Raw genomic sequence first — 26,069 nt, 5'->3', positions numbered from 1 at the left:
CGCGCGATGGTGACGTTTGCGCAGGCGCAGGAGCGCGCCGAGGAATGGATCAACGGAGACGTGCCCGCGTACCAGCACCGAGAGGTGCGCGTACGGGAGTTCGGGCTCGGGTTCGTGGTGTGGGCGGAGGACCGCGCGGCCGGTCCCGTGTCCGGTGGTGGGCGGCAGCGGCTGGTCATCGCGCGGGACAGCGGGGAGGTGACGCTGTGGCCGGGACTGCCGGTGGGTGAGGTGATCCGCCGGTACGAGGAGGAGTACGGGGCCGTGGCCGCGGCCGTGTCGGAGGCCTCGGTGCCGCCGCCGCGGATCGACTCGGAGCAGACGTCGTTCATGCTGAGCCCGCCGGAGTGGCTGCAGGAGGCCGCGGACCGGGCGGGCATCGCGCCGAGGTCGACGCCGGCGCCGGCCGATGGCGGCAGGCAGGAGTCCGCGCCCGAGTCCCCGCTCGCGCCCGAGCCCGCGTCGGCTCCCGCGGTGCCGGCGCCGGCGCCCGTCGAGGCCGTGCCGCTGCGACGCGGAGGCGAGATCCCCTACGAGCCCACGGCCAACGACGGGGTTCCGGCGACGCCCCCGGCTCCGGCCGCGGCCGCGGTGCCGATCGGCGCCACGCCCTGGGCGGGCACCGATGTGAACTCCGGTTCGGACGACGCGTCCGTACCCCTGCCCGCGACCGTGTTCGCGCCGCCGCTGTCCGGGTCGGACCTGGAGGACGCGCCGTCGTCCGGGGTGGCCCCGGAGGCGAAGACCACGCTGATGCCGGGCGGCAGCCAGTTGCCGAGGACCGCGGTCGTGCCGGCGCTGGGTTCGCCGGGCGATGCGGCGGGCGGTCCGTCGGCGAGTGACATCGCGGACGCGCCGACCAGCAAGGCCCAGATCTCCCGGCCGTCGACACCGTCGAGCCCGTCCACGCCGCCGGGTCCGCCCGGTGCGCCTGCCGCCCCCGGTGGCGGGGCGCACCACGCCGCCACGATGCTGGCCGGCCCCGGTGTTCCGCAGCCGCCCGGCCCGCCCGGTGCTCCGGGTGCTCCGGGTGCGGGTCAGCCGCCTGCTCCTCCCGGTCCGCCCGGGGCTCCCGGGTCGTTGGGGCGTGGGCTGGACCATGCCGCGACGATGCTGGCCGGTCCGGCCGTCACCGGTCAGCCGCCGGCTCCTCCCGGTCCGCCCGGCGCGCCGGCTCCTCCCGGCCCGCCCGGTGCTCCTGGTGGCGGGGCCCATCACGCCGCCACCATGCTCGCGGGTCCCGGCGTACCGCAGCCGCCCGGTCCGCCCGGCGCCCCCGGTGCGCCCGCGGCCCCTGGTGCTCCCGGTGCTCCCGGTGGCGGGCTCGACCATGCCGCCACGATGCTGGCCGGCCCCGCCGTGGGCCGGCCGCCGGGTCCCCCCGGCCCGCCGCCCGGTGCCCCGGGTGCGCCCGGTGCCCCCGGTGGGCAGTCCTCGGTCCCGACCGGTGCACCCACCGTCGGCCCCGGCTACCAGGCCGTGCTCCGCTACCGCGCGCCCGACGGCTCCGAGCAGCAGCTCATCCGCCGCTCGGCGCCCGGTACCCCGCACCCGGAATGGCAGATCCTCTACGAGCTGCGCGCCATGAACGTGCCGCCGCAGCAGGTGCTGGAGCTGCACACCGAGCTCGAGTCCTGCGAGCTGCCCGGCGGTTACTGCGCCCGGATGATCCGGGAGACCTGGCCGCAGGTGCGGATCACGAGCGTCGCCCCGTACGGCCAGGACCACGCGGGCCGGCAGCAGGGCATGCGGCACCTGCTCACCCACCAGGGCGAGCTGCACCAGGTGGCGGACGGTCCGGCGCGCCCCGCGCCGGTACGTGCGCCGCTGCCGCAGGTTCCGCTGCAGCCGGCGATCCCGCTGGAGGCGATCGCGCAGGAGCTGACGGCGGCGTTCGGTCCGCAGGGCGTGTTCCGCTTCGACCAGCGGGCGGTGTCCCGCCAGGGTGTGCCGGAGATCGTGGCGCAGACGCTGATGTGGTCCGGTCTGCCGGTCGACTTCGGGCCGTTCTTCTGGGCGCAGGCGGTGCCGGGCCAGCCGGTGCCGACCCTGGCCGAGCTGGCCCAGCAGCGGCAGGTGCAGCCGGCCTCGGACGCGGGCTCGTACCTCGTCGTCGGCAGCGACTTCGGCAAGGCGCTGTGCGTGCAGTACGGGACCGCGCACATCGTGGCGGTGCCGGTGGAAGGCGGCCCGGGAGGTGCTCCCGTACCGCCGCAGTTCGTGAACTCGAGCCTGCCGCAGTTCGTACGGTCCCTCGCGATGCTGGGTCACATGTGGCGGCTGCGCCAGCATCTGACGCCGGAACAGGCGGGGCGTTGGACGGTCGATTTCCAGGCGAATCTGGCCGGGCTCGACAGTGCGGCGCTGGCCTCTCCGGAGAGCTGGTGGTCGGTGCTGCTGGAGCAGATGTGGGACGGGCTGCTCTGATCGGCTGACCGTGTGAATGTGTGATCGGCTGGATGGCCGGGTCGGGACCTTCGAACAGGGTCTCGGCCCGGCCATTCCGGCTTCTGGGATCAAATGGCGCATCCTTGACGGGAATCCCCGCGAGAGAGGCGCATCCAGGATGAGTGCACCCATTGCGACCGTGCGCGGTCGTGGCTACCGCATGGAAGAGGTCGACCGGTATCTCGCCCGGCTCTCCGGGAGCCGGGACGAGGCCTGGGAGCGGGTGGCACGGCTGACGGTCCTGGCCAAGCAGATGGAGGCGGAGGCGGCGCGGCTGCGGGAGGCGGTCTCCGCGCTGGCTCCGCAGACGTACGACGAGCTGAGCGAGCGGGCCCGCCGGATCCTGCTGCTGGCCGAGGAGGAGGCGGACGCCGTACGGACGGACGCGCGGGTGGACGCGGCGGCGACGATGGGCGCGGCCGAGGCACGCGCCGACCGGGCGGCGGAGCTCGCGCGGAACGACGCGGAGGCGGTGCGCGAGCAGACGGAGGTCCGGGCCCGGCAAGGGCTGTTGCGGGCGCAGCGCGAGGCGGACGACGCGCGGGCGGGGGCGCGGGAGGACGCGGAGGCGTGGCGGGCGCAGGCGACGGCCGCGCTGGCGGAGACGCGGCGGCGGGCGGAGGCGGAGCGGTCGGAGCGCGAGCAGGAGCAGGCGGAGCGCCGGGAGGCTGCGGATCGGGAGCAGACGGCGCGGGAGGCGGACCTGGAGGCGCGCCACGCGGAGCTGGAACGGTACGCCGAGGCCCGGCTGGCGGAGGCGCGCCGTGATTTCGCCGAGGCGGAGGAGTCGGCGCGGCACGGGCAGGAGGACGCGGAGGCCCGGGCGGCCGAACTGGTGGCGCAGGCGCGGGTGGCGGAGGAGCGGATCGGGCGGGAGACGCGGGGGATCCTGCGGGAGCACGAGGAGGCGGCGGAGCAGATGCGGGCGCACATGAACCACGTCCGGTCCAGCCTGGCGGCGCTGACGGGCCGGGCTCCGGCCTAGGCCCTCTCTTCCGGGTCTTGCCGGGCCGGGCGGGCCGGGCGGGCCGGGCGGGTCATTCCGGGGTGGTGGGGTTCTTGGTGTCCGCGATTCCTGGGTTGCAGGCCGTGGCCGCGAGGAGCGCGGCGACGGCCGCGGCTCCGCGGGAGCAGGTTCTCCAACTGGTTCGGGCAGTGCGCATGGTGGCCCCCGTGTGTGAACGGACTGGTCGATCGACCGGTTCATTCCCCGGCGGAGCCGCTGGAGAGCCACTCCTGACGGGCCGTTACGGGTTCAGGACGTGGTGGTGGCCGTTCCCTCACGGTCAGCGGTGGTGACCGCCGGACGGACATGGGTCAGGAGGAGGTCCAAGAAGCGGTCCGGGCGCCGGAGCGCGGCGAAGTGGGAGGCTCCCTCGATCAGTTCGAAGGCCTTCACCGGTGCCTCGACGGCGTCGAAGTACGCCTTGGCGCGCGCCGCCGGGGTGATCACGTCGAGCGCTCCCTGGAAGATGAAGAACGGCATCTCGAAGCGGGTCCCGTCGGCCAGGTCGTCGAACTCCGACGCTCCCTCGGTGACGGGCTCCGAGAAGCCCTGACCGCCGAAGTACGCCTTGATCCGGCCGAGGGTGTAGAGCGGTGACAGCCACAGCGACCCGATGATCACCTTCTTGACCGTGTCCAGAGTCAGCGGGTCGCTGCCGGCGCACAGCTTGTCGTACGAGGATCGCTGTGCGGAGGTCCAGCGCCGGGGGTCGGACCCCATCGCCTCGATCGTCGCCACGTCCTTGGTCCTGCCCGTGGCCCGCAGCCGCTCCAGCGTGCCGTCGTAGGCGGAGGTGTCCCGGCCCGCCTCCTGGATGTTCTGGTCGGTGCCGACGTACGCGGAGTAGAGCTCGGGGTGGTTGCGGGCCAGCCGGAGGCCGAAGGTGGTGCCGAAGGAGCTCGGCATCAGCACCACCTGGTCCACGCGCATCCGGTCCAGGACGTACCGGGTGACCTCCAGGGCGTCCTCGTAGAGCCGGGCGAAGGTGACCGGTCCGCCCTGGTCCGCAGGGGCGTGGGCGAAGGTCAGGCCGGCGCCGCGCATGTCCCAGCGGACGAGGGTGAAGTGCTTCTCCCACTCCCGGGTGCGGGCTCCGTAGGGGGAATTGGCGGCCCCGGGGCCGCCGTGGACCTCCAGGAGCACGGGGTTGGTGCGGTCCTCGCCGCGGATCGAGATCCACTGGTCGATTCCGCCGATGCGGACGAAGCCCTGTTCGTCGATGCCGGTCGGCGCGTCGATCCGCATGAGTGCGGCGTTCGCCGAGCGGCGCACGGCGCGGTGGCCGAGCAGCCCGGCGACGGGCGTGGCGAGTACGGCGGTGGCGGCGAGGATGACACCGAGCATTACTGTTTCCCCCAGACACTGTTTTGCTGACGAGGGGAAGACTACGCGATACCGGTGATCTGTAAACCCCTGTCGGGTCAGGCGAGTTCGGCCAGGAAGTCCTCGATCAGCGGGGCGATCTGCGGAAGGTGGGTCTCCAGGGCGAAGTGGCCCGCGCCCTCGAAGATGTGGACCTCGGCGTCCGGGGCGTCGCGGAGGTAGGCCTTCGCGCCCGCCGGGGTGAAGAAGGGGTCGCCCGCGCCCCAGACGACCAGCACCGGGATCCGGGCGGTGCGGAGCCAGGCCTGCCAGGCGGGGTAATGGGCGAAGTTCGAGGCGTAGTCGAAGGCCAGGTCGGCCTGGGCGTCGGCGCGGCCTGGCAGGCCGAGGTGGTGCACGTCGAGGGTCCAGCTGTCGGGGGAGAGGAGGTCGGTGTCGGCGACGCCGGTCTCGTACTGGAAGCGGGTGCCCTCCAGGGTGAAGAGCCCCCGGACGCGCTCCTCGTCGCCGGGGACCTCGCGCCGGAGTCCGGCGAACGCGCGGGCCGCGTCCGAGAGGCCCTCCTCGTAGGCATTGCCGTTCTGGACGATCAGCCCGGTCACCCGCTCCGGCCGGCGTGCGGCGAGCCGCAGTCCGATCGGGGCGCCGAAGTCGAAGACGTACAGGGCGAAGCGGTGCAGGTCGAGGGCGTCGGTGAAGCCCTCCACGATGTCGGCGAGCCGGTCGAAGGTGTACGCGAACCCGGCCGGGGCCTCGGTGCGGCCGAAGCCGGGGTGGTCGGGGGCGATCAGGCGGTACGGGGTGTCGCCGAGGGCGTCCATCAGGCGGGCGAACTGGTGCGAGGCGGTGGGGAAGCCGTGCAGGAGCAGCAGGACGGGGCCGTCGGCGGGGCCGCTCTCACGGTAGGCGACGCGGGCCCCGTCCACCTCGACGGTGCGGTGCCGGATGGTGGGAATGGTGCGGCGAGCGGTCATCACATGCCTCCTGCGTCCTTGTTTCCATTAGTCTCACCGGTGATCGCTAATGGGTCAAGGGATTGCAGTAGCATTAGTTGGGTGACAGTGACCTTCCCGCTCATCGGTGAGCCCCTCGCGCTGGACCTCCTCAACACCGAGGCCGCGGTGGGCGACCTCGTCGCCGACCCGGCGGGGCTCACGGCCTGGCTGTCCGCGCAGGCCGGGCGGCTGACGCCCGTCGACGTCGTGGGCGAGGGGGAGGTGGCCGCCGTACAGGCCCTACGGGCGGCCGCGCGCCCGGCGCTCGACGCCGTGCGGCGCGGTGAGCGGCCCCCGGCCGGGTCGCTCACCGCGCTGAACGAGGCCTTGGCCGCGGCGCCCTCGCACCGGGTGCTGGCCTGGACCGAGGAGGGCGGGATCGCCGCCGACGCGCACCGGCCGGCCGATCCGGCCCGGCGGCTCGCGGCGGAGCTGGCCGAGGCGGTCGCGGAGCTGCTGACGGACCCCCGGGTGGGGCAGGTACGCGGGTGCGAGGCCCACGACTGCGTCCTGCTCTTCCTGCCGGCGCACCCCCGACGACGCTGGTGCGTGGCGTCGGTCTGCGGCAACCGGGCCCGCGTGGCCCGGTACTACGCCCGCCACAAGGGCGACGCCCAGGCTTAGGCCGTCCCTTCCGGATCGTGCCGGGCCCGGGTCCACAAGAGACGACCTGGTGCTGTGACCGGAAAGGTCCACCGGGTCGCGGCGCCCGGTACGGCACCTCGCCGCGTTGTCGGACCACGGAAGTACGTCCGGTACGGCCCGCGGCCCTCCGCCTTGCGATGCACCGCACCGGACACCGCGACCCGGCAAACCTTCCCGGCCACAGCACTAGCCCGCCGGCCGCTGCTGCGCCGGGACGGCGGGCCTCGTCGCGGGCTCGTAGCGGTACGGGTCGCTGCGTAGGCCGCGGGCCGTGACGATCACCGTGAACGGAGGTGTGCCCGGGGCCGGGAGGGTGGCGGTCAGGGCGCCCGTCAGGGGGTCGGTCTCGGTCGGGAGCGGGGTGTCGTCGACGGTGAGGAGGGTCGGCGGGCCCGTCGGGTCCGGGGTGAAACCGCCGCCCTCGACCGTCAGACGGTCGTCCTCCAGGGCGACGTGCGTGATCACCGGGTTGGCGCGCACGGCCATCTTGTTGACCAGGTACGCACCCGCCGGGGCGCCTGTCAGGGCCCACATCTCGGCGGGCAGGCGCGGGAGTCCGCCACCCACGTCCGCGAGGTAGAACAGCACCACGTACAGCATGGTGACCGCGCTGAGGACGACGTACTGGAGGTCCACCAGGTCGGTGCGCCCGCTGTCGTTCGCGATCAGCTCCCGCAGCGGCCGCCGGCCCGACTCCGTCGGCTTCGCGGCGGGCTTGGCCATGCTGCCGTGCTCCACGCGCAGGCCGACGACCGCTTTCGCGGCGATCAGCGCCACGTACGGGCCGCCGAGCAGCGGCAGGTACACCGTCGTCAGGGTGGACAGCGGGCCGTCGGCGCCCCGGAAGTACGCGATGCCGCCGCCCGCGGTGAGCCCGTAGCCGAGGATCGCCAGCAGCAGCCAGACCAGGATCACCGTCCAGGCGAGGGCGAGCACGATCGAGGTGGAGAGGCGGCCGTCGCGGCCGGTGATGAAGCCCGGGTCGCGGCCGAGCCGCAGGCAGATCGGGCCGGCCAGCGCGGCCAGTAACGCGAGTGCGCAGAGTGCGGATGCCATGTCGTCGTCCCCCCGGAAACGGTCCTGGCACGAGGGTTACCCACTGGCCCGGCCATGACAAGGCGACTTTCCGCGTACCCCTACTCCTCCTCGCGCAGTTCCGGCAGGACGGGGAACCGGCGCGGCGCCACCAGCAGCAGGACCAGCAGCGCGGCCACGGCGGCCGCCGTCGCGCCGAGGAAGATGTGCTCCACGGCGGCGGCCACCGCCTCGCGCAGGTAGCCGGCGGCGGCAGCCGACAGCAGCTCCGGCCGGTCCAGTGCCTTCGCCACGTCGTCCAGGTGCTTCGGGAGGCCGGAAACGGGGGCGTCCGCCAGGCGGGCGGCGATGGTGGCGTTGGCCACGGCGGCGAGCAGGGCGGCGCCCACGCTCTGGCCGACCTGCCGGCAGAACAGCACCGAGGCGGTGGTGGTCCCGCGCTCGGCCCAGCCCACGGTGGACTGGACCCCGACGATCAGCGGGAGCTGGAAGAGGCCGAGGGCGCCGCCCAGCAGCAGCATGATCAGCGCGGGCTGCCAGGGCCGGGCCGGGTAGGGCAGCAGGGTGAAGGAGAACAGGATCAGCGCGGCGAGGCCGATCCCGACGGCCGCGGTGTTCCGGAAGCCGATGCGGCGGTAGACGTGCTGACTGAGGGCGGCGCTGATGGGCCAGCTCAGGGTCATCACCGACATCACCAGCCCGGCGCCGACGGGGCCGAGGCCGAGCACGGACTGGGCGTACGTCGGCATGAACACCATCGGGGCGACCATCAGCAGCCCGAGCGCGGCAAGGGCCAGGTTGACCGCGGCGATGGTGCGCCGCCGCCAGACCCAGCCCGGCAGTATCGGTTCCTCGGCCCGGCGTTCCACCCGGACCACGACGACGGCCAGCAGCGCGCTCGCGCCCAGCAGCCCGAGCGAGGGCGCGGACAGCCACGGCCAGGCGACCCCGCCCTGGACGAGCGCGAAGAGCAGCAGCCCGCCGCAGGCGAAGACGGCCAGCGCTCCCGCCCAGTCGACCGGTCCCCGGCGGCCGGGCGACCGTACGGGCTCGGTCAGGTGACGGGCGATCATCCACAGGGCGAGGCCGGCCAGCGGCAGGTTGATCAGGAAGATCCAGCGCCAGTGCGCGTACGAGGCCAGCAGCCCGCCGAGCGCCGGGCCGGCCACGGCCGAGGTGGCCCAGACGCTGGACATCCGGGCCTGGATCCGCGGTCGTTCCTTGAGCGGGTAGAGATCGGCGGCCAGCGTCTGGATCGTGCCCTGGAGGGCGCCGCCGCCCAGGCCCTGGACGATGCGGAAGGCGATGAGGGCGGCCATGTTCCAGGCGGACGCGCACAGCAGCGAACCGACGAGGAAGAGGCCGATGCCGAAGAGCAGGACCGGCTTGCGGCCGAAGGTGTCGGACAGCTTCCCGTAGACGGGCAGGGTGACGGTCACCGCGAGCAGGTAGCCGGAGAAGAGCCAGGAGAAGACGGAGAACCCGCCGAGCTCGCCCACGATCTGCGGGACGGCGGTGGCCACGATGGTGCTGTCCAGGGCCACGAGGGCCATGCCGAGCATCAGGGAGGCGACCACCGGGGTCGGTGGTCGCGCGGCCGGCTTGTCCGCGGTCGCGCCGCCGGTCGCGTTCCTGGCCGGAACGGGGGTGTCGGCCGCGGGCCCCGAGGACGTGCCGTCCGGGCCCGCGCCCGTGCTCTCCGCCGATGCCACCGAGATTCCTTCCCCCTGCACGTAACTCCGGGGAACACCATCTCACCGCCGCCTGCCGGGCGGTATCCCTCAGGGTCCGTACGCCGAAGGGTGCAGATCCCCTAGGGGTCCCTCCGCACTACGGGCCAGGGACCGTTCCTCCCGACGGAGGACGTGAGCGGCCCGGGCGTCTCCTTAACTGGAACCTACGCACCAGAGGCCGGGGGGTGGGGTTAACCCCCGGGCGGATACGGCGATGGGCACCAGCGCGCCGAGCTTCCGCCCGGCGGAGACTTCATGACGGCGACGAGCGCACAGCCGCACACCGACGCAGACGTACGCAGGCGTACGCAGACACGCGCATTCGATGAGGGAGAAAGACCGTGACAACGGCTATGACCGAAACCAGGCACGGGGGTACTGGAGGGCATGCAGCCGTCGCGGCCCGGGCACGAAAGGTCGTCAAGGCCTACGGCTCCGGGGAGACGCGCGTCGTCGCCCTCGACGACGTCGACGTGGACATCATGAGCGGCCAGTTCACCGCGATCATGGGTCCCTCCGGCTCCGGCAAGTCCACGCTGATGCACTGCCTCGCCGGTCTCGACACGGTGACCAGCGGCCAGATCCACCTGGACGACACCGAGATCACCGGGCTGAAGGACAAGAAGCTCACGCAGCTGCGCCGCGACCGGATCGGCTTCATCTTCCAGGCCTTCAACCTGCTGCCCACGCTCAACGCCCTGGAGAACATCACGCTCCCCATGGACATCGCGGGCCGCAAGCCCGACGCGGAGTGGCTCAACCGGGTCGTGGAGACCGTGGGCCTCGCCGGCCGGCTCAAGCACCGCCCGACCGAGCTCTCCGGCGGCCAGCAGCAGCGCGTGGCGGTCGCCCGCGCCCTCGCCGCCCGCCCGCAGATCATCTTCGGTGACGAGCCGACCGGAAACCTGGACTCCCGGGCGGGCGCCGAGGTCCTCGGCTTCCTGCGCCGCTCGGTGGACGAACTCGGCCAGACGATCGTCATGGTCACGCACGACCCGGTGGCGGCCTCCTACGCGGACCGCGTCATCTTCCTGGCCGACGGCCGGATCGTCGACGAGATGTACGGTCCCACCGCCGACCAGGTTCTCGACCGCATGAAGGACTTCGACGCACGCGGGCGGACCTCGTGAGCAACACCGTCCTGAAGACCTCGCGGCGCAACTTCGTCGCCCACAAGGGGCGGATGGCGCTCTCCGCCGTCGCGGTCATGCTCTCCGTCGCCTTCGTCTGCGGCACCCTGGTGTTCACCGACACCATGAACACCACCTTCGACAAGCTCTTCGCCGTCACCAACTCCGATGTGACCGTCACGCCGAAGGAGGCCGAGGCGGGGGAGGAGACCTCGGACCGCGGCCGCCCCGAGACGCTGTCGGGTTCGGCCGTCGAGCAGGTGCGCAAGGCCGAAGGCGTCAAGAGCGCCGAGGGCGGCGTCGTGTCGATGTCCGTCACGGTCGTCAACGCCAAGAACGAGAACATGGGCTCGACCACCGGCGCCCCGACCATCGCGGGCAACTGGAGCGACAACGAGCTCAAGTCCATGAAGATCACCTCGGGCAACGCGCCGCGCGGCCCGACCGAGGTGATGGTCGACGCCGACACCGCCGAGAAGCACCACCTGAAGCTCGGTGACGAGCTGCGCACGATCGCCATCACCGGCGACACCCGCGCCAGGATCACCGGTATCGCCACCTTCACCGTCACCAACCCGGGCGCGGCCGTCGTCTACTTCGACACGGCCACCGCGCAGCAGGCGCTGCTCGGCACCCCCGGCTCCTTCACGCACGTCAACGTCACCGCCAAGGACGGGGTGAGCGACGAGCAGCTCAAGCAGAACATCGCCAAGGCCGTCGGCGCGGACACGTACAAGCTGCAGACCGCCAAGGAAGCAGCCGACGCCAACCGCAAGGACGTCGGCTCCTTCCTCGACGTCATGAAGTACGTGATGCTCGGCTTCGCCGGGATCGCCTTCCTCGTCGGCATCTTCCTGATCTTCAACACCTTCTCGATGCTGGTGGCCCAGCGCACCCGCGAGATCGGCCTGATGCGCGCCATCGGCGCCGACAGCGGCCAGGTCCTGAAGTCCGTGGTCGTCGAGGCCTTCCTGCTCGGCGTCGTCGGCTCGATCCTGGGCGTCGGCGCGGGTGTGGGGCTCGCCGTCGGCCTGATGCAGCTCATGGGGTCCATGGGCATGCACCTGTCGACGGATGACCTGACGGTCGCCTGGACCACCCCGGTCACCGGCATCGTCCTCGGCGTCATCGTGACCGTCGTCTCCGCCTTCATCCCGGCCCGCCGGGCCGGCAAGGTCTCCCCGATGGCCGCGCTGCGCGAGTCCGGCACCCCGGGCGACAAGAAGGCCGGCGTCGTCCGCGCCGTGCTCGGCCTGGTCCTCACCGGCATCGGTGGCGTGGGGCTCTACCTCGCCACGGCCGCCGAGAAGGCCGGCCCCGGATCGCTCTGGCTGGCCCTGGGCGTCGTCTTCACCCTCATCGGCTTCATCGTGATCGGCCCGCTGCTCGCCGCGGGCGTGGTGCGGGTGCTCTCCGGAGTGGTGCTGCGGCCCTTCGGGTCCGTGGGCCGGCTCGCCGAGCGCAACGCCCTGCGCAATCCGCGCCGCACCGGTGCCACCGCCGCCGCGCTGATGATCGGCCTCGCGCTGGTCGCCTGCCTCTCGGTGGTCGGCTCCTCGATGGTGGCCTCCGCGACCGATGAGCTCGACAGGTCGGTCGGCGCGGACTACATCGTCAACTCCGAGACCGGTCAGCCCGTACTGCCGCAGGCCGAGCAGGCCCTGCGCGCCACCAAGGGCCTCGACCACGTCACCGCCTACCGCGAGGTCGCGGCCAAGATCACGGCACCCGACGGCGCCTCCGAGGAGGAGGGGCTCGGCGCCACCGACCCGACGTACGCCAAGGACATCCGGCGCAAGATGGTCGCCGGCGAGCACACGGCGGCTTACGCGGCGAACGCCATGTCGGTCGGCTCCGACTACGCCACGAAGCACGGCGTCAAGCTCGGCGACGAGCTGACGGTCGCCTTCACCGGCGGCAGCACGGTCAAGCTGAAGGTCGCCGCGATCACCAGCGACGAGGGCAACCTCGACAAGGGCATGAAGTACATCAGCACCGAGGCGGCCCGGGCGAACGTCCCGGCCGACAAGCTGCCGCTCCCCTTCATGCTGCTGGCCAGCGCCCAGGACGGGCAGTCGGACGCCGCCGCCTACCAGTCGGTCAAGACGGCGATGGCCGAGTACCCGCAGTACAAGGTGCGCAACCAGACCGACTACAAGCAGGCGCTCAAGGACCAGGTCGGCCAGCTGCTGAACATGGTCTACGGGCTCCTCGGCCTCGCGATCATCGTCGCGGTCCTGGGTGTCGTGAACACCCTGGCCCTCTCGGTGGTCGAGCGGACCCGCGAGATCGGCCTGATGCGCGCCATCGGTCTCTCCCGCCGCCAGCTGCGCCGCATGATCCGCCTGGAGTCGGTGGTCATCGCCCTCTTCGGCGCCCTGCTCGGCCTCGGGCTGGGCATGGGCTGGGGGATCGGCGCCCAGCAGCTGCTGGCGCTCCAGGGCCTGAAGGTGCTGGAGATCCCGTGGCCGACGATCCTCGGGGTGTTCGCCGCCTCGGCCTTCGTGGGCCTGTTCGCCGCACTGGTCCCGGCCTTCCGGGCAGGGCGGATGAACGTTCTGAACGCGATCGCGAGCGAGTAGCCGCTCACGGTCGTTCGGGGGAATGCCGGTCCGGGACCTTCGGGTTCCGGACCGGCGTCGTTTCCGGGGCCGGCTCACCCCCGCCGCATCAGGACGATGCCGCCGGCCTCACCCACCAGGGTGAACGGCTCGCCCGGGTGGAGCTGGCGGGCGTAGTCGGTCGGGTCCTCGCCGGCCCACTTGGAGGAGTTGTCGATGGTGATCCAGTCGGGCACCACGCCCTTGCTGCCGCCGATCCACAGCACGCGGCAGCGGGAGGTCAGCCGGGTCAGCGGGGTGGTGTCGGCCTCCACGGTCGCCCCGTCGGGGATCCGGTCCAGGAGCCGCTCGACGGCCGTGACCCGCTCGGGCTTCTGGTACGTACGGGCCTCCGCGAGCTTGGCGGTCGGCATGGCGGTCGCGCTCAGGGCGAGGGCGGCGGCCAGGACGGCGGTCGGCAGCTGCAGGGCGTACGAGCGCAGCCAGGGCCGCTCGCCGCGCCGGACGGTGTCGATGGCGTCGACCAGGGCGAGCGTCACCACGGGCATGAGTACGGCGCTGTAGTGCCAGTCGGTGGACCAGTAGTGGTCGTCCCCGGACAGGAACCGCCAGCCGAGGGTGGGCGCGGCCACCAGGAGCAGCGGCGAGCGCAGCGCGAGCAGCCCGGAGGTGGGGACCAGCACCCACGCCAGGGTGGTGAGCTTGGTGCCGATGCCGCCGAGCGGACCCGCCCCGTCGATCTTGTCCCAGTAGCCGTAGCCCGCGGTGGCGAAGGCCGGTATGAACACGGTGAACACCAGGACGGCGAAGACGCAGGCCGCGGCGGCGACGCCGAGTGCGGCCACGCCGATCCGGCGGTTGCTGTCGCGGGCCCGCCAGGCCACCACCACGGCCAGCGCGGCGAGCGTGAAGCCGAGGTCCTCCTTGACGAGGACCAGCGGCAACCCCCACAGCAGGGCGGCCCGCCAGCGCCGGGCGAGTACCGCCTCCAGCGCGAAGGCCAGCAGGGGCATCGCGAAGGCGATCTCGTGGAAGTCGAACTCGACGGCCCGCTGGATGCCCCAGGACAGCCCGTACGCGATGCCGACGGCGATCCCGCGGGGCCGGCCGAGGAAGCGTACGGCGGCCCGGGTGACGGGGACGGCGGACAGCGCGAACAGCGCGGACTGCACGACCAGCAGGGTGAGGGGACCGGGGAAGACCCGGTAGACGGGGGCGACGAGCGCGATGATCGGGCTGAAGTGGTCCCCGAGGATGTTGGCCCCCGGCCCCTTCAGGTCGACGACGGGCTCCTGGAGGTGCGCGTACGCGCGGATCGCCTGCTCGAAGATCCCGAGGTCCCAGGAGGCCCAGTCCATCCGCCGGAACCGGCCGACGGACAGCACGAGGTAGACGAGGAACAGCCCGGCGGCGACCAGCCAGGGCGGAGCCCACGGGTACCGGCCCGGCCGGGCGGGTGCCGGTACCACCGGCGCCGGGCGGGCTATCGCATCGCTCGTCACGGACTCGTGCTCCTCCGGGGAAAGTCGTCTCCCCGGCGGAAGACGACGCGGCGAGCTCGGACAGTCACAACACGAACATCGTAAAGCGGCGCGAGGGGCGCCGTCGTAGGGTGGAACCCCCGGCCCGTGCGACGTGTCGGGCCCTTCGCGTTGCCCGCTCCGCACCCCGCACCTTTCACAGCCCCAGACCTTCACCGGACGGAAAGCCTCTTTCATGAGCCTGCACGGACTGCTCGACGCCGTCACCCGTGATGCCGCCCTCGCCGAGGCGATCACCGCGGCCGGGGACGGCAAGCGCATGCACGTGGACCTGGTCGGCCCCGCCGCCGCGCGGCCCTTCGCGATCGCCGCGCTGGCCCGGCGGACCGGGCGGACCGTCCTGGCGGTCACCGCCACCGGACGCGAGGCCGAGGACCTGGCCGCCGCGCTGCGCTCGATGATGCCGCCGGGCCTCCAGGACACCGTGGTGGACTACCCGTCGTGGGAGACCCTCCCGCACGAGCGGCTCAGCCCGCGCAGCGACACCATGGGCCGCCGGCTCGCCGTCCTGCGCCGCCTCGTGCACCCGAGCAAGGACGACCCGGCCGCAGGTCCCGTGAGCGTGCTCGTCGCGCCCATCCGCTCCGTGCTCCAGCCGCAGGTCAAGGGGCTCGGGGAGCTGGTCCCGGTCAGCTTGCGCCAAGGGGCCGGCGTCGACCTCGGGGAGATCACCGAGGCACTGGCGGCCGCCGCGTACACGCGGGTCGAGCTCGTCGAGAAGCGTGGGGAGTTCGCCGTGCGCGGCGGCATCCTCGACGTGTTCCCGCCCACCGAGGAACACCCGCTGCGCATCGAGTTCTGGGGCGACGAGGTCGAGGAGATCCGCTACTTCAAGGTCGCCGACCAGCGCTCCCTGGAGATCGCCGAGCACGGACTGTGGGCCCCGCCCTGCCGCGAGCTGCTGCTGACCGACGCGGTGCGGGAGCGGGCCGCGGCCCTCGCCGAGGCCCACCCCGAACTCGGCGAGCTGCTGCACAAGATCGCCGAGGGGATCGCGGTGGAGGGCATGGAGTCCCTCGCCCCGGTCCTCGTCGACGAGATGGAACTGCTGATCGACGTACTGCCCGCCGGGTCGATGGCCGTGGTCTGCGACCCGGAGCGGGTCCGCACCCGGGCCGCCGACCTCGTGGCGACCAGCCAGGAGTTCCTGATGGCCTCCTGGGCGGCCACCGCGGGCGGCGGCGAGGCCCCCATCGACGTCGGCGCCGCCTCGCTCCGCGGGATCGCCGACGTCCGCGACCGGGCCCGCGAGCTGGACATGATGTGGTGGTCGGTGTCCCCCTTCGCCGCCGACGAGAGCGCCGGCGGCAGCGACACCCTCAAGCTCGGCATGCACGCCCCGGAGGCGTACCGCGGTGACACCGCCCGGGCGCTGGCCGACACCAAGGGCTGGATCGCCGACGGCTGGCACACCGTCTACCTCACCGAGGGCCACGGCCCGGCCGCCCGTACGGTCGAGGTGCTCGGCGGCGAGGGCATCGCGGCCCGGCTGGAGCCGGAACTGCGCGCCCTGGAGCCGAGCCTGGTCCACGTCGCCTGCGGTTCGATCGACAACGGTTTCGTCGACCCGGTGCTGCGCCTGGCCGTCCTCACCGAGACCGACCTGACCGGCCAGCGCACCGCCACCAAGGACCTCGGCCGGATGCCGACCCGGCGCCGCAAGACGATCGACCCGCTGACCCTGGAGGCCGGCGACTACATCGTCCACGAGCAGCACGGCGTGGGCCGCTACGTCGAGATGGTCCAGCGCACGGTCCAGGGCGCCACCCGCGAGTACCTGCTCGTGGAGTACGCGCCGGCCAAGCGCGGGCAGCCCGGCGACCGGCTCTACATCCCCACCGACCAGCTGGAGCAGGTCACCAAGTACGTCGGCGGCGAGGCCCCGACGCTGCACCGGCTCGGCGGCGCCGACTGGACCAAGACCAAGGCGCGCGCGAAGAAGGCGGTCAAGGAGATCGCCGCCGACCTCATCAAGCTCTACAGCGCGCGCATGGCGGCCCCCGGCCACACCTTCGGTCCGGACACCCCCTGGCAGCGCGAGCTGGAGGACGCCTTCCCGTACGCGGAGACGCCCGACCAGCTCACCACCATCGCCGAGGTCAAGGAGGACATGGAGAAGTCGGTCCCGATGGACCGGCTGATCTGCGGCGACGTCGGCTACGGCAAGACCGAGATCGCTGTGAGAGCCGCATTCAAAGCGGTCCAGGACGGCAAGCAGGTCGCCGTCCTCGTCCCGACGACCCTGCTCGTGCAGCAGCACTTCGGCACCTTCTCCGAGCGCTACAGCCAGTTCCCCGTCAAGGTGAAGGCGCTCTCGCGCTTCCAGAGCGAGAGCGAGTCCAAGGCCACCCTGGAGGGCCTCCACGAGGGCTCGGTGGACGTGGTCATCGGCACCCACCGGCTGTTCTCGCAGGAGACCCGGTTCAAGGACCTGGGCCTGGTCATCGTCGACGAGGAGCAGCGGTTCGGCGTGGAGCACAAGGAGCAGCTGAAGAAGCTCCGCGCCAACGTCGACGTGCTCACGATGTCCGCGACCCCGATCCCGCGCACCCTGGAGATGGCGGTGACCGGCATCCGCGAGATGTCGACGATCACCACCCCGCCGGAGGAGCGGCACCCGGTGCTCACCTTCGTCGGCCCGTACGAGGAGAAGCAGATCGGCGCGGCCATCCGCCGCGAACTGCTGCGCGAGGGCCAGTGCTTCTACATCCACAACCGGGTGGAGTCCATCGACCGGGCGGCCGCCAAGCTGCGCGAGATCGTGCCCGAGGCGCGGATCGCGACGGCCCACGGCCAGATGTCGGAGCAGGCCCTGGAGCAGGTCGTCGTCGACTTCTGGGAGAAGAAGTTCGATGTGCTCGTCTCGACCACGATCGTCGAGTCGGGCATCGACATCTCCAACGCCAACACCCTGATCGTGGAGCGCGGCGACAACTTCGGCCTGAGCCAGCTGCACCAGCTGCGCGGCCGCGTGGGGCGTGGCCGCGAGCGCGGGTACGCGTACTTCCTGTACCCGCCGGAGAAGCCGCTGACGGAGACCGCGCACGAGCGCCTCGCGACGATCGCCCAGCACACCGAGATGGGTGCGGGCATGTACGTGGCGATGAAGGACCTGGAGATCCGCGGCGCGGGCAATCTGCTCGGCGGCGAGCAGTCCGGTCATATCGCGGGCGTCGGCTTCGACCTCTACATCCGTATGGTCGGCGAGGCCGTGGCCGACTACCGGGCCGCGGTCGAGGGTCAGGTGGAGGAGGAGCCGCCGCTGGAGGTCAAGATCGAGCTGCCGGTCGACGCGCACGTCCCGCACGACTACGCGCCGGGCGAGCGGCTGCGCCTGCAGGCGTACCGGTCCATCGCCTCCGCCAACTCCGAGGCCGACATCAAGGCCGTACGGGAGGAGCTCACCGACCGCTACGGCAAGCTGCCGGAGCCGGTGGAGAACCTGCTGCTGGTGGCCGGGCTGCGGATGCTGGCCCGGGCCTGCGGGGTCGGGGACATCACCCTCCAGGGCAACAACGTCCGGTTCGGTCCGGTGGAGTTGCGCGAGTCGCAGGAGCTGCGGCTCAAGCGGCTCTACCCGGGGACGGTGCTCAAGGCCGCCACCTCGCAGGTGCTGGTCCCGCGCCCCAAGGCGGGCAAGATCGGCGGCAAGCCGGTGATCGGGCGGGAACTGCTGGCCTGGACGGGGGAGTTCCTCACCACCATCCTCGGCTCGTAGCGGCGGCACCGGCCTCGGCGGCCGGAGCGGGTGCGGTGACGACGGGAACGGCCGTGGCCGGAGACCTCTACAGGTCTGCGGCCACGGCCGTTCCGGTGTGCCCGGCTCAGCCCAGCTGGTCGGCGTCGATGACGTCCTTGCCGGTCGGCGCCTCGGTGTTCACCGGCTTGTCGAAGCCGCTGAAGGAGACCTCGGCCGGCTCCTTGCCGGTGATGCCCGCCTTGAGCAGGTAGGGCTTGCCCTCGGTGGCCACCAGCAGGGTCTCGGTGCCCTCGTCGGTCTTCGTGGTCAGGGTGAGGGCCTTCCGGCCGTCGACCGAGGTGACCTTGCCCTTCTCCGCGCCCTTGCTGTCGTCGAACTCCTTGAGCAGCTCGTCCAGGTCGCACAGGGAGGCGAGCTCCTTCGAGTCGGCGTCCGTGGCCTTCGACTTCAGCCAGTGGCCGGCCAGCTGCTTGACCGCCTCGTCCGCCTCCGCCTTGGGCAGGTCCTTCATCTGGGAGCGGTAGAAGGGCTCGTCCGCCTTGATGAACACGAACTCGGAGGTGCGGAGCAGCTCGAAGGAGCCCTCCTGGCCGGCGATCGTGCCCCGGCACTCGCCGGACCTGCTGACGGCCATGTTCAGCTCCAGCGGCTTGCCGTCCTCCCAGACCTTGCCGCTGACGGTGAGCGAGGCGGCGCCGCGCAGGGCGTCCACGGACTTGTCCGCCACCTCGGAGCCGGTCAGGTCCGCGAACGGGCCGGACGCGAAGCATCCGGTGAGGCCGAGGGCGGCGGCGCAGGCGAGGGCGGCGGTGGCGGTGAAGCGATGAGCGGTGCGCATGGGGACTCTCTAGGGCTTCTGGAAGGTGGGGGTAAAGGAAGATTAAAGGAGAAGCGGAAGATTGTATTCCGCTTGAAGTGGATCCCGGCAGTCCGGTGGGTGATGACGTGCCGATCAGAGCAGATCTCTGTGAACCGAGTCAACACGATTCACCGAGATTCTTGAGTTCACGCTGTGAATCGGTCTCTCTGCTGTGAGCGGGTAAGCTCCCCGGCATGCCCGAGGAGAACGCCGCAGCAGAGGTCACCGCAGCAGAGGTCACCGCGGCCGAGGTCGCCCGCCTGGCCGGGGTCGGCCGCGCGGCCGTCAGCAACTGGCGGCGCCGCCACGCCGACTTCCCCAAGCCCGTCGGCGGCACCGAGACCAGCCCCTCCTTCTCCCTGGACGAGGTGGAGCACTGGCTGCGCGCCCAGGGCAAGCTCGCCGAGGTCCCGCTGCGCGAACGCGTCTGGCAGCAGATCGCCGCCCACCCCGGTGGGGCCGTCGTCGCACTCGTCCAGGCGGGCGGCGCCCTGCTCGTCGTACGGGACCGGCCCGCCGACTGGCTGGAGCTGACCGCCGTCTCCGACGCGCGCATGGCCACCCTGCTGCGGCCCGTCCTCGACCAGGTGCTCGGCGCCCGCCTCGGGCCCGGCCACGCGCTCGCCGAGATCCCGCTGCGCCCGGCCGCCGTGCCGCTGCTGCGGGCCGCCGCCGAACTCGCCGCCGAACTCGGGGCCCGCCAGGCCTTCGAGTTCCTCCTCGGGCGCCACCTCGACGCCAACCCCCGCCAGTACACGCTCACCCCGGACGGCCTCGCCGCTCTGATGGCCGCCCTCGCCGGACCCTCCGGTGCAAGCACCGGCTCCACCGGAGCGGCCGGCGCCGCACCCTTCAAGGTCCTCGACCCCGCCTGCGGCACCGGCACCCTGCTGCGGGCCGTCCGCGGCGCCACCGCCCTGTACGCGCAGGACTCCGCGCCCGAACTCGCCGCCCTCGCCGCCCTGCGCCTCGCCCTGAACGGAACGCCCCAGGTCCGCGCCGCCGCCGCCGACAGCCTGCGGGCCGACGCCTTCGCCCAGGACACCGTCGACGCCGTGCTCTGCCACCCGCCGTTCAACGAACGCGCCTGGGGTCACGAGGAACTGGCCTACGACCCGCGCTGGGAGTACGGCTTCCCGGCCCGGACCGAATCCGAACTCGCCTGGGTCCAGCACGCCCTGGCCCACCTGCGCGAGGGCGGCACCGCCGTCCTGCTCATGCCGCCCGCCGTCGCCGCCCGCCGCTCCGGCCGCCGCATCCGCGCCGACCTGCTGCGCCGCGGCGCGCTGCGGGCCGTCGTCGCGCTCCCGGCCGGCGCGGCGCCCCCGTACGGGATCCCCCTGCACCTGTGGGTGCTGCGCCGGCCCGCCCCGCACGCGGCGCCCCCGGCCGGGCTGCTGCTCATCGACACCGCGGCCCTCGCCGCCGACGACCGGCTCCGTTCCGCCTGGCCCGCCGTGCACGAAGCGGTGCAGGACGCCTGGAACGCGTACGACCGCACCGGCTCGGTGGCGCGGGCGCCGGGCGTCAGCCGTGTCGTCCCCGTCATCGAGCTGCTGGACGACGACGTGGACCTCACCCCCGCCCGCCACCTGCCCCCGCCGACCGCGGGCGGCGGTCCGGCCGAACTGACCGCCGTACGGGAGCGGCTCGGCGAGACCCTCGGCCGGGCCGCCCGGCTCACCCCGCCCGCCGCGGCGGCGCCCGCCGGGGGCACGGTCCGGCCGCCGATGACCACCGTCGGCGAACTGGCCCGCGCCGGAGCCCTGGAACTGCACACCGGCACCGGCGGCGGAACCGGCTCGGCCCCCGTCCTCACCGAACAGGACGTCTACACCGGATCGGGCCCCTCCGGCACCCTGGCGCCCACCGCCGACGAGCCCGTGCTCACCGCCCCCGGCGACGTCCTCGTCCCCCTCGTCGGCGGCGCCGCCATCGCCCGGGTCGTCGACGAGGCCACCGCCGGCGCGGTACCCGGCCGCGGCCTGGCCCTGCTGCGCCCGGACAAGGACGCCCTCGACCCGTGGTTCCTGGCCGGATTCCTGCGCGGCACCGCCAACACCCGCCGCGCCAGCAGCCACGCCTCCACCGCCACCCGGCTCGACGTCCGCAGGCTCCGACTGCCCCGGCTGCCGCTGGCGCAGCAACAGGGCTACGGGCTGCGCTTCCAGGCGCTCGCCGAGTTCGAGGACGCGCTACGGCTGGCGGGGCGGCTCGGCGAACAACTCGTACAGGGTTTCCACGACGGCCTCTCCGACGGCACGGTCACGCCGGAGTGAACAGCCGTGCAGCGAGCGTGCAACGGTTGCGCGCATCCCCTCACCCCTGGCCGGGAACGCTGTATACCCTCAGACCCGAACCTCTTCCGCACGGCCCGTCAGGAGCAGCGATGCACGGCCCCGGCCTTCCGCCGCAGCACGGCCCCCAGTCCGATTCCGGGGGTGTGATGGCATTGCGCGTGGTGTTCGTGCTGCTGCCCATCCTCAGCTGCGGCTTCCTCGCCTGGGGTTCCCTGCTGCGGCTCGCCCTGGTCACGCGCAAGTCCCGTGACTGGACGCTGATGGTGGTCAGCGGCGTGCTGGCCGTCGTGTGGATGACGCTCATCCAGATCGACCCCACCCCCGACGTCAACGGCTGGCAGGGCAACCTGGGCGCCGGCGGTTCGATCTTCAGCGGTCTCGCGATCTGCGTGTACTTCCTCGTCGCCGACATCAAGCACCACGAGGCCCGGCGCACCGCCCCGACCGCGCAGTGGTACCCGGCGCAGTCCGCTCCGTACGTCCACCCGCAGTCGTCCGGGCCCGCCTACGGGTACCCGCCCGCCACCGCCACCACCCGGCCCTCCACCCCGACGTCGACCCCCACCCCGACGCCGGTCCCGGCACCCCCGCAGGTGCCGCCGCAGCCGACCCCGCCCCCGCGCATCGGGCAGGTCCGCGCCGAACTCGACGAGCTCAGCGAGCTGCTGCGCAAGCAGACCCCGCCGGCCGGGGGCCCCCGCCACGATCCCCACCAGACCCCGTTCCAGGACCCGCAGCAGTGACCGACCGGCTCATCGGCGACCGCTACCAGCTCGCGACCATCCTCGGCCAGGGCGGCATGGGCCAGGTCTGGACGGCCTACGACCGGCGCCTCGACCGCCGCGTCGCCGTGAAACTGCTGCGTCCCGACAAGGTCGCCGGCCCCGGCACGGTCGCCGAGGAGCTGCGCCGCCGCTTCGTCCGCGAGTGCCGGGTCACCGCGCAGGTCGACCACCCCGGCCTGGTCACCGTGCACGACGCGGGCAGCGACGGCGACGAACTCTTCCTCGTCATGGGCTACGTGGAGGGCGCCGACCTCGCCGACCACCTCGCCGAGCACGACCCCTACCCCTGGCAGTGGGCGGTCGCCGTCGTCGCGCAGCTCTGCTCGGTCCTGTCGGCCGTGCACGCGGTGCCGATCGTGCACCGGGACCTGAAGCCGCGCAACGTGATGGTCCGCCCGGACGGCACGGTGCTCGTCCTGGACCTCGGCGTGGCCTCCGTGATGGACACCGACACCACCCGCCTCACCAGCACCGGCTCACCCATCGGCAGCCCCGCCTACATGGCCCCCGAGCAGGCCATGGGCGGTGCCGTGGGCCCGTACACCGACCTGTACGCCCTCGGCGTGCTGCTGTACGAACTCCTCACCGGCAACGTCCCCTTCGCCGGGTCCACCGCCCTCGGAGTCCTGCACCGCCACCTGTACGAGCCTCCGCTCCCGGTCCGCCAGATACGCCCGGAGATCCCGCCGGAGCTGGAGAAGCTCCTGCTCCACCTCCTCGCCAAGGACCCGCAGGACCGGCCCTCCTCCGCCCAGGAGGTCTACGAGGCCCTGGCCCCGCTGCTGCCCGCCCGCGACAGCCGCACCCCGTCCGGCCCGCTCGACCCGACCCGGCCCTTCCTGCGCCCGCAGGCACCCTGGCCGGACCGGGCCGCGATCGTCCCCCCGCGGCCGAGCACCCCGCCCGCGCCGCCCAAGGCCGACGTCCCCGGCGCCGTGGACGAGGCCCGCAAGCTGCTGGACGAGGGCCGGCTCACCCAGGCCGTGGACATCCTCGGCGGCATCCTCCCGGCCGCGGCCGCCGAGCACGGGGAGCACTCCCCGGTGGTCCGCTCCCTGCGCAAGCAGTACGCCGCCACGCTCATGGACGACGGCCAGTACCGGCGTGCCCTGCCGGAACTGCGCCGCCTCGCCGACGAGTCCCCGGCCGGGGACCCCCAGTCGCTGCGCTTCCGTTACGACTCGGCCCAGTGCCTGGAGCAACTGGGCGAGCCGGCCGCCGCCCTGGCGGAGTACCGCTCGCTGCTCCCGTTCTTCGAGAACCACTACGCCAACCCGGATCCGGGCCTGCCGCTGGAGGTCCGCCGCCGGATAGCCCACCTGCTGCTCTCCCTCGGCGACCGCCAGGCGGCCCACGACACCCTGGCCCGGCTGCTGTTCGACGCCGAACGGCTGCACGGCCCGGCCCACCCCTTCCCGGCCGAGATCCGCCGCACCCTGCACTGGCTCAGCCAGGTCCGCTGACCGGCCGGGCCCGTACCCGCAGGGCCGTGATCGCCGCGATCCCCAGCGCGCCCGCCGCGACCGCCAGCCCCGGGACCAGGCCCGGCGGGCGGAACGCGCAGCTCACCGTGGTGGTGCCGGGGGAGAGCGGGATCGCCACCAGACCCAGGTGGTCGGCGGCCGGGCGGCCGTCGCAGGTCCAGCCGGCGATCGCGGGGACCGAGAGGACCGCCGTGCCGGTCGTGCCCGGCGGGAGCGTGGCGTGGACCTCGGAGGAGCCGACCCGGACCGAGGTCGCCGCCGTGGCCCGCAGGCCGGCCACCGCGGTGTCGAGCCGCGCCCGGTCCAGGCAGGACAGGGTCCACCGCGGGGGCGGGGCCGCGTCGAAGACCAGGGCCGAGGAGTCCCCGCGGGAGGGGCCCAGCGGCTGGAGCGCCGCCCGGTTGCGCGGGGCGTTGCCGTTCAGGCGGAAGGCGGGGCCGTCCGCGAGGCGGGCCGTCGCGTTGTACTCGGGGGCCCACAGGTAGGCCTCCGTGCCCGCGCGGCAGACCCCGGGCGCGAGCGGGTCCTCGTACACCCGGGCGCCCAGCAGCAGCTCCTGGTTGGCGAAGGGGGAGTCGTCGGCGTAGGAGAGGGCGGCGCCGGGCGGACGGGTCGTCACCAGCGGGGGCACCTCGGCGCGCCGCACCGTCCCGTCGGGCCGCAGGCGGGCGCCGACCGCGAAGACGGCGTCCGTCACCGGGTTGTCGATGCTCTGGACGTTGCGTCCGCGCGAGGTCCAGCCCGCTCCGAGCGCGACCATCGTGCGGGTGAACACGTCCGGGGTGTGGCTGCTGTAGTACGAGCCGCCCTCGCCGCCGAGCAGCAGCGGGTCGTTGCCCGTCAGGGCGGGCCGGCCCGGGTCGGTGCGGTACGCGGGCCAACCCTCGGCGGCGGCCAGGGCCTCGGCGCGCGCGGTGTGCGCCGGCCCCCAGGACGGGTAGTCGTCCAGGCCGCCCAGCTTGCCCTTGTGGCCGTAGGCGGTGGTGGCGGCGGCCTGCGTCAGCAGGACCAGCGCGAGCACCCCGGCCGCCGGCCACGCGAGCCGGCGGTGGCGCAGCGCCCACCAGGCCGCGGCGGCGAGCACCAGCCCGCCGCCGAACAGCGCGTAGCCCGCCGCCGTCACCAGCGGGCTGTCGTACGCCCACAGCGCGGCGGCCGCCAGTACGCCCGCACCCGCCACCAGCGCCGGCAGCCGCGGCAGGCCGGCGGCCAGCCCGGTCCAGGCGGCGATCACGGCGATCCCGGCCCACACGAAGGTCTGCCGGTACGGGCTTCCGTTCGGGGTGGCGAAGAGGTGCCAGGCCAGGTGGGTGGGCGCCCATCGGAGGGAGAGCCCCACGGCCACGGTCAGTCCCACCCACCACAGCCGGGTGCGGGCGGGGACGGCCCGGTGGAAGGGGAGGGCGGCCACCAGCAGCAGGGTTCCGGTGCCCACGAACACGGCGGGGGAGGAAAAGGAGTACGTGCCCGGCAGCAGCCGCGCGAACAGGTCGGCCGAGGAGACCGGCCGGAACTCCTTGACCCACCCCGGGTACGCCTGCCCGGAGCTGAGGAAGAGGGGCAGGAGCACGGGCGCCGCGAGCGCGATCCCGAGCACGGTCGTCCCGGCGCCCCGCGCGATCACCGACAGCCGGGTGCGCACGCCCTCCCGGGTGAGCACCACCCGTACCAGCAGCACCAGGGCCGCGCCCAGCGTCGCCATGTAGGCGGTGTAGAAGTTCGCCGTCCAGCAGACCGCGACGACCAGCGGCGCGAGCAGGATCCGGCGCCCGCGCAGGGCCCATTCACCGGTCAGGCACAGCAGCGGGAAGGCGATCAGCCCGTCCAGCCACATCGGGTTGTAGGCGGCCTCGATCACCGACCAGCCGCACAGCGCGTACGAGGCCCCGAGCAGCCCGGCCGCCCACCAGGGCCCGCGGCGCTGCGTGCGCAGCAGCCAGGTCATCGCCGCCGCCGCGGCCGCCGTCTTGACCACGGTGACGACGTACACGGCGAGGTCGATGTCCGCGCGCGGGAACAGCCCGACGAGGACGGCGAAGGGGCTGGTCAGGTAGGTGCCCAGGTCCGGCAGGAAGCTCATGCCGTATCCGGAGCGCCAATTGAACAGCAGCCCGCCCCCCGCCCGGCCGTGCAGGAGGTCCCACAGCTGCGCGTGGAAGGGGACGAACTGGTTGCCGAGGTCGTTGACGCTGCGGTGGCGCGCTCCGTAGGGGAACACGCGGGCGGCGGCGTCCCCGGCGCACACGGCCACCGCCGTGAGCAGGGCGGCGAGCGCCGAGCCGAGCAGACTCCGGCGGCGCGGTGAGTGGCGCCGTGACGGGCGCGGTGAGCGACGGGGCGCGGGACGCGGCGAGGTACGCGGCAAGGAGCGCGGCGAGCGGTGCGTTGTCGACATGGTGGGCCGACCTTGGCAGTGCCGGGTGGCCGAAGGATGGCCTCAGGGTTGCCGGTGGCCGATCAGGCCGTCCCCGGGCGGCGAGGTCCCCCGGATGGGTGACGGGTGGCGCGCCGGACACCCGGGAGC

General features: G+C 73.3%; 17 protein-coding genes. 9 read left to right on the top strand and 8 right to left on the bottom strand.

Annotated elements, in window-relative coordinates:
- The first annotated feature begins 6 nt into the window (after positions 1-6).
- Both AB8A24_RS11240 and AB8A24_RS11235 read left to right on the top strand, forming a co-directional pair.
- On the top strand, positions 7-2,427 hold the full coding sequence (locus AB8A24_RS11240) for an SUKH-4 family immunity protein (RefSeq protein WP_369475442.1): 2,421 nt from the start codon (positions 7-9) through the stop codon (positions 2,425-2,427).
- A 139-nt stretch (positions 2,428-2,566) separates the two neighbouring features.
- Positions 2,567-3,433: a cellulose-binding protein gene (locus AB8A24_RS11235; protein ID WP_369475441.1), complete on the top strand. Its 867-nt coding sequence runs from the start codon at positions 2,567-2,569 to the stop codon at positions 3,431-3,433.
- Between the two features lie 52 nt (positions 3,434-3,485).
- On the opposite strand, the gene AB8A24_RS11230 is transcribed toward AB8A24_RS11235, so the two are convergent.
- The 3 genes from AB8A24_RS11230 to AB8A24_RS11220 form a co-directional block, all read right to left on the bottom strand.
- Positions 3,486-3,611, bottom strand: coding sequence for a hypothetical protein (locus AB8A24_RS11230; RefSeq protein WP_328963080.1), 126 nt, complete (start codon positions 3,609-3,611; stop codon positions 3,486-3,488).
- Between the two features lie 92 nt (positions 3,612-3,703).
- Positions 3,704-4,798: an alpha/beta fold hydrolase gene (locus AB8A24_RS11225; protein ID WP_369475440.1), complete on the bottom strand. Its 1,095-nt coding sequence runs from the start codon at positions 4,796-4,798 to the stop codon at positions 3,704-3,706.
- A gap of 77 nt (positions 4,799-4,875) precedes the next feature.
- Positions 4,876-5,751 (bottom strand): alpha/beta fold hydrolase, encoded by an 876-nt coding sequence (locus AB8A24_RS11220; protein ID WP_369475439.1) that lies wholly within the window; start codon positions 5,749-5,751, stop codon positions 4,876-4,878.
- 81 nt (positions 5,752-5,832) lie between these two features.
- Here AB8A24_RS11220 and AB8A24_RS11215 point away from each other — a divergent pair, with 81 nt between their 5' ends.
- On the top strand, positions 5,833-6,396 hold the full coding sequence (locus AB8A24_RS11215) for a CGNR zinc finger domain-containing protein (RefSeq protein WP_328963083.1): 564 nt from the start codon (positions 5,833-5,835) through the stop codon (positions 6,394-6,396).
- A 207-nt stretch (positions 6,397-6,603) separates the two neighbouring features.
- Here the strand turns inward: AB8A24_RS11215 and AB8A24_RS11210 are convergent, their stop codons facing one another.
- Both AB8A24_RS11210 and AB8A24_RS11205 read right to left on the bottom strand, forming a co-directional pair.
- Positions 6,604-7,473 carry a hypothetical protein gene (locus tag AB8A24_RS11210; RefSeq protein WP_369475438.1) on the bottom strand — a complete coding sequence of 290 codons (870 nt, stop codon included), beginning with the start codon at positions 7,471-7,473 and terminating at the stop codon, positions 6,604-6,606.
- An 80-nt stretch (positions 7,474-7,553) separates the two neighbouring features.
- Positions 7,554-9,014 carry an MFS transporter gene (locus tag AB8A24_RS11205; protein ID WP_369475447.1) on the bottom strand — a complete coding sequence of 487 codons (1,461 nt, stop codon included), beginning with the start codon at positions 9,012-9,014 and terminating at the stop codon, positions 7,554-7,556.
- 512 nt (positions 9,015-9,526) lie between these two features.
- Between AB8A24_RS11205 and AB8A24_RS11200 the strand changes: the two genes are divergently transcribed.
- Both AB8A24_RS11200 and AB8A24_RS11195 read left to right on the top strand, forming a co-directional pair.
- A complete protein-coding gene (locus AB8A24_RS11200; protein WP_052875217.1) occupies positions 9,527-10,315 on the top strand; it encodes an ABC transporter ATP-binding protein in 789 nt (262 codons plus the stop codon).
- Between the two features lie 53 nt (positions 10,316-10,368).
- Positions 10,369-12,897, top strand: a complete 2,529-nt coding sequence (locus tag AB8A24_RS11195) for an FtsX-like permease family protein (RefSeq protein ID WP_328965950.1) — start codon at positions 10,369-10,371, stop codon at positions 12,895-12,897.
- 74 nt (positions 12,898-12,971) lie between these two features.
- Here the strand turns inward: AB8A24_RS11195 and AB8A24_RS11190 are convergent, their stop codons facing one another.
- Complete coding sequence (locus AB8A24_RS11190; protein ID WP_369475446.1) at positions 12,972-14,345, bottom strand: DUF2079 domain-containing protein; 1,374 nt, start codon at positions 14,343-14,345, stop codon at positions 12,972-12,974.
- Positions 14,346-14,592: 247 nt separating this feature from the next.
- Between AB8A24_RS11190 and mfd the strand changes: the two genes are divergently transcribed.
- Complete coding sequence (gene mfd / locus AB8A24_RS11185) at positions 14,593-18,135, top strand: transcription-repair coupling factor (RefSeq protein WP_369475437.1); 3,543 nt, start codon at positions 14,593-14,595, stop codon at positions 18,133-18,135.
- Positions 18,136-18,241: 106 nt separating this feature from the next.
- Here the strand turns inward: mfd and AB8A24_RS11180 are convergent, their stop codons facing one another.
- Complete coding sequence (locus AB8A24_RS11180) at positions 18,242-18,955, bottom strand: hypothetical protein (RefSeq protein ID WP_369475436.1); 714 nt, start codon at positions 18,953-18,955, stop codon at positions 18,242-18,244.
- Positions 18,956-19,170: 215 nt separating this feature from the next.
- Here AB8A24_RS11180 and AB8A24_RS11175 point away from each other — a divergent pair, with 215 nt between their 5' ends.
- From AB8A24_RS11175 to AB8A24_RS11165, 3 genes are all read left to right on the top strand, one after another.
- Entirely contained in the window at positions 19,171-21,255 is a 2,085-nt protein-coding gene (locus tag AB8A24_RS11175; RefSeq protein ID WP_369475435.1) for a class I SAM-dependent DNA methyltransferase, read from the top strand.
- Positions 21,256-21,422: 167 nt separating this feature from the next.
- On the top strand, positions 21,423-22,019 hold the full coding sequence (locus tag AB8A24_RS11170) for a hypothetical protein (protein WP_369475434.1): 597 nt from the start codon (positions 21,423-21,425) through the stop codon (positions 22,017-22,019).
- A complete protein-coding gene (locus AB8A24_RS11165) occupies positions 22,016-23,524 on the top strand; it encodes a protein kinase (RefSeq protein WP_369475433.1) in 1,509 nt (502 codons plus the stop codon). The genes AB8A24_RS11170 and AB8A24_RS11165 overlap by 4 nt, the downstream gene beginning before the upstream one ends.
- On the opposite strand, the gene AB8A24_RS11160 is transcribed toward AB8A24_RS11165, so the two are convergent.
- Entirely contained in the window at positions 23,508-25,940 is a 2,433-nt protein-coding gene (locus tag AB8A24_RS11160) for a YfhO family protein (protein WP_328963091.1), read from the bottom strand. The genes AB8A24_RS11165 and AB8A24_RS11160 overlap by 17 nt on opposite strands.
- Between the last annotated feature and the right edge of the window lie 129 nt (positions 25,941-26,069).

The organism is Streptomyces sp. BF23-19 (assembly GCF_041106355.1).
Lineage (GTDB): Bacteria > Actinomycetota > Actinomycetes > Streptomycetales > Streptomycetaceae > Streptomyces > Streptomyces virginiae_A.
The sequence above is the reverse complement of the archived record's forward strand: the minus strand, read 5'-3'. Positions and strand labels throughout refer to the sequence as shown.